The organism is Ureibacillus sp. 179-F W5.1 NHS (assembly GCF_045369345.1).
GTDB classification, from domain to species: domain Bacteria; phylum Bacillota; class Bacilli; order Bacillales_A; family Planococcaceae; genus Ureibacillus; species Ureibacillus halotolerans.
Genome location: NZ_JBIQFG010000081.1, coordinates 1 through 4486, shown reverse-complemented (window position 1 = coordinate 4486; position 4486 = coordinate 1). Strand labels below are relative to the sequence as shown.

General features: G+C 36.1%; 5 protein-coding genes. 2 read left to right on the top strand and 3 right to left on the bottom strand.

Annotated elements, in window-relative coordinates:
* Positions 1–209: 209 nt before the first annotated feature.
* Positions 210–863, top strand: a complete 654-nt coding sequence (locus tag ACH0B5_RS17735) for a hypothetical protein (protein WP_122972817.1) — start codon at positions 210–212, stop codon at positions 861–863.
* A 53-nt stretch (positions 864–916) separates the two neighbouring features.
* Here the strand turns inward: ACH0B5_RS17735 and ACH0B5_RS17730 are convergent, their stop codons facing one another.
* Positions 917–1603, bottom strand: a complete 687-nt coding sequence (locus tag ACH0B5_RS17730; protein ID WP_122972818.1) for a KinB-signaling pathway activation protein — start codon at positions 1601–1603, stop codon at positions 917–919.
* Positions 1604–1714: 111 nt separating this feature from the next.
* Here ACH0B5_RS17730 and gerD point away from each other — a divergent pair, with 111 nt between their 5' ends.
* The gene (gerD, locus tag ACH0B5_RS17725; RefSeq protein WP_158599715.1) at positions 1715–2398 is read left to right on the top strand and encodes a spore germination lipoprotein GerD; all 684 of its coding nucleotides are present in this window, start codon (positions 1715–1717) and stop codon (positions 2396–2398) included.
* A 47-nt stretch (positions 2399–2445) separates the two neighbouring features.
* Here the strand turns inward: gerD and ACH0B5_RS17720 are convergent, their stop codons facing one another.
* Entirely contained in the window at positions 2446–3504 is a 1059-nt protein-coding gene (locus ACH0B5_RS17720; RefSeq protein ID WP_122972819.1) for an Mrp/NBP35 family ATP-binding protein, read from the bottom strand.
* A 79-nt stretch (positions 3505–3583) separates the two neighbouring features.
* The gene (locus ACH0B5_RS17715) at positions 3584–4297 is read right to left on the bottom strand and encodes an N-acetylmuramoyl-L-alanine amidase (protein WP_122972820.1); all 714 of its coding nucleotides are present in this window, start codon (positions 4295–4297) and stop codon (positions 3584–3586) included.
* Positions 4298–4486 lie beyond the last annotated feature (189 nt).

Genomic DNA, 4486 nt, shown 5'->3' with positions numbered 1-4486 from the left:
ATGTCCAAAATTTTGTTTCAACTGTTAAGTTGAAACTGTATTTCATTAACGTTTTGTTGTTCAGTTTTCAAGGTTCATGTTGTGTCACGTTATCTTGTGACGACTTTTCTATAATACACCCGTTTATTCATGAAAGTCAACACTATTTCATAAGTTTTTTATAAGACACTATTTTCATCATTAAAATTTTGCTAAAAAGGGGAAGATTCATGATTCGCAAACTGTTGGTAACAGTAACTTTAGTGGTGATTGCAACATTATTTGTTTACCCACAAAGAGATTCAATCATTTCAGTTTTCCGTATAACAGAAGATCCATTAGTTATTTCAAAAGGTAATTATGGACAATCATTAATTGTAGAAGTTTCCTTTTCTCATGAAGGATTTGAGGAATGGCTCCAAACATTAAAACAACCTTATCCTCTGTTAATGTTGGATGCTGATTGGATAGCACGTTCACCTAAAATTGTAGAACTTATAAGGAAAAATAATATCCCAACTGGACTACTTGGAGGTAAAGGAGCTAAAGAAAATTACTCCATCGACCAATTTACCAAAGATTTAAAAGTTTATGAAAAGCATTTTGAAAACAAACCATTATGGTTTATGACAACCGATTATGAATTTCCGGAAAACTTAAAAGAAGCTGTTTATAAAGAAGAAATTAATTTACTTTCTCCTTCTAGCATTTATTCTAAAGATACTTACAAAAAATCAACTGGTCAAATTATGACTTTAAAATTACATGAGAATTCTAAACCAAACTTTGAAGAATATTCAAAACTAATTGAATCCGAAAAATTTGTTTCAATAGAGGAAAATGTTTTTGGTTATACCATTAAAACTAAAAAAATGCCGGAATAAAGAAAGGCTAAGTCCTTCCTTTAGTGGACTTAGCCTTTTTCATGTTCAATTTTTTATGCATTTGAAGATTTTTGTTGTGCTGCCATTTTTCTAGCTTTTCTACGTTCCTCCAACCTTTTACGATCTTCATCTGATTTTGCATTGTACTTTGGTAACACCAATAATTGGTATGCATTAACCGCTACTAATGGGAACAATAATAAACCGACATATGTATCAATATTCCCTTGGCGACCCATTAAAGCAATTATCCATTCTAATGAAGTTACAACAATCATGAAGAAAAGGGATGATACTAAAACATGTTTCTTTCCTGTTAATTGAATTTTTTTGATAGCTGTTGCTATCGCACCAAAAAGTAAGAAAATTAACAGCCCACCGTAAAATAACCAATCTTTAGTACTTTCTGCCTCCGGAGCAAAACGAAATACAACTAAATCCACTAAAAGAATGACGATAATTAGCATTTGAACCCAATTCCATAAAGTTAATGTACGGAAAATTCCCACTCCTACTTGATGTAAGGTTAAATATGCAAAAAATCCCGCTTGTGCAATCACACTCATTGTACATCCTAATAGTATCATCCACCCGAAAGCGGCTAAAAATTCGCCGATTTCACCTGCTACTAAATACGGTTGGAAAAAGTTCCACCGAATGATGATTCCAGCAACACCAGTAACAACACCACCAATTACCATGCACATAAAGAAAAACTTAACCCAATTTCTTATTGTCACGACTTAACGTCCCCCATTTTTTCGATATACCTTTATATTTTAACAATGCCATCTGAAAAAAGCTATTGTTGTCACAATCCATACATATTATGCGTAGGATTGTGAACAATAATGAAAAGAGAGCCTTTAAAGAAAGGACTGATAAAAGTGTTCAACCGTTTACTTTCTGTACTGTTCATTGTTATTTTACTTGCCAGCTGTAATGACGCTACTAATAACCCGACCCTTTCTTATGAAGAAATTAAAAAAATTATGATGGACTCGATTCAAACGGAAGATGGAAAAAAGGCAATACGCCAACTTTTAGAGGACCCAAGTTTCCGGGACCTTGTTGTATTGGAACACGAGGAAGTTCAAACAGCTATAAATGATACGCTATTATCTCCTGAGGCGCAGGATTTCTGGAAAAAAATATTTGAAGATCCTTCTTTTAAAGAAAACCTTGCTAATAGCATGAAGGAACAACAAACAGAAATCATGAAGCAGCTAATAAAGGATTCAGCTTATCAAGAAGATTTAATTTCTTTCTTTGGACAAGCTGAAATGCAAAAGGAACTTGAAACTGTTTTAAAAAGTGCCGCGCTTCGAAAACAAATGGAAGAAGTCGTGATGGAAACAATTGAAAATCCGATGTTACAAACTAAATGGCAGGAATTAATTAAGAAAAGCGGTGAAGCAGCAGGAGCTGGTGGTGAATCCGGCGGTGGAGCTGGTGGTGGTGAATCCGGCGGCGGTGGTGGAGAAAAAGAAGGTGCAAGTGGAAGTGGCGGTGAATCCGGTAGCGGTGGTTCTTAATATAGATAAAGCGGATTGCTTTCATGCAATCCGCTTTTTTAAATCTTTTATTTGGAAAGTTTATCGACAATTTTTTGCGCAGCTTCTAAATAGATCTTACCTGTTGGATGGTCTTCTTCATAAACTGAAGGTGCGAAATCTTCGTTTGACCAATCTGGTTGTCCAAGGGGAATTTGTCCTAATAAATCTGTTCTTAATTCATCAGCAAGTTTAGGACCTCCACCTTTTCCGAATACGTATTCTCGTTCTCCAGTTGTTTTCGATTCAAACCATGCCATGTTTTCGATAACCCCTAAAATATCATGGTTTGTTTGTAACGCCATAGCTCCCGCACGTGCTGCTACGAAGGCAGCTGTTGGGTGTGGTGTTGTTACAATAATTTCTTTTGATGACGGTAACATTTGGTGAATATCTAATGCCACATCACCAGTTCCAGGAGGTAAATCTAATAATAAGTAATCAATGTCTCCCCATTCTACATCACGGAAGAATTGGTCTAATACTTTTCCAAGCATCGGTCCACGCCATACAATTGGTGCATTATTTTCAACGAAGAATCCCATTGAAATCACTTTTACCCCTTTACGTTCTACAGGGTAAATACGGTCTTCTTTTACTACAGGCATATCTTGAATTCCCATCATATCAGGTACACTGAAACCATAAATATCCGCATCGATCAAACCAACTTTTTTGCCAAGTCGAGCTAACGCTACAGCTAAGTTTACAGATACTGTAGATTTCCCAACCCCACCTTTACCAGATGCAATGGCAATAAACTGAACTGTTGATAGCGGTGACAATATATCGTGGACTTCCGCTTCTGTAGCTTGACCACGGAAGCTATCTAAAACTTCCGGTGATAATTCTTCAAAACGAATCCCTACAGAACTTGCGCCAGCCTCTTTTAAAAGCTCTACAATTTTCATTTGTAATTGCATTTGTTCTGGTGTATTTGTTTTAGCAATGGCTACTTTAACACTTACATGATTTTTCTCTTCTTTAATGGATACGTTTGTAATACCATTTGTTTCTGCAAACGTTCTATGTAAAAAAGGATCTTGTAATTGTCCTAATATTTCACGGACTTGTTGTTCATTTATCACTTGAAACACTCCCCTATATTTGCTTCCAATGTTAGTATATCATACAGCTTGTTTATTTATAGTAATTGGAATTTCCAAATCATTCGAATTCTAGATTAACGTAACTTTCTATTCCATCTACAATTGCTTTCGCCATTTTTTCTTGATAGTCTTCGCTCGATAAAAGCTCCCGTTCTTCACTATTGCTTAAGAAACCAGTTTCTACTAATACTGCTGGCACTTCCGCTTTTTTCAAAAGGTAAATTTGTTTTATCGCCAACGCTTCACGTTCAGTATTTTGTAGTGAATCTTTAATTGTTGTTTGAATCGATTTAGCTAACAGCTCACTATTAGGATGTCCATCTTTATGATAAAAAACTTGAGCTCCTCGCCACTTCTCCTCAGGAATCGCATTGGCATGAATTGTTACAAAAATATCAGGTTTGTTGGACTTTACTAAATTAGACCGTAAAAAAATGTCTTGCTTCTTTCTTTCTCGTAATGTTGAAAACTCTTCACTTGGTGCATGTTCCTCCAAAGCATCGCCATCTGTCGAACGAGTTAGAACAACTTCGGCTCCTAAACGCTTTAGTTGCTTTGCCACTTTTTGAGTTATGGCAAGAGTTACATCCTTTTCAACTACTTCCCCTGATGATGCACCTCCATCAATCCCACCATGTCCAGCATCGAGAACAATCTTCACCCCACCTAATGGTTCTGGTAAAAAGAAACTGCGGTCTGAAGCGCTTGTCTCATACACGACCAGACCTAAACAACCTAATAAAATAACACCTAGTGCAATCCATCGTTTCAAACTTTGACACCGCCTTTTGCATCCTTTTGCACTACTATACGCTGAAATTTGGACTTGTATGCTCAAACTTTCAAATAGCTTTTGAAAAGTAAGAGACTTCACTATAAAAATGGGTTCTAAGTCAAATGTTGGGGTGAGCATTTAGCTCACTCCTAATTTATGCGACCCGAACATCTATATTTTTATATT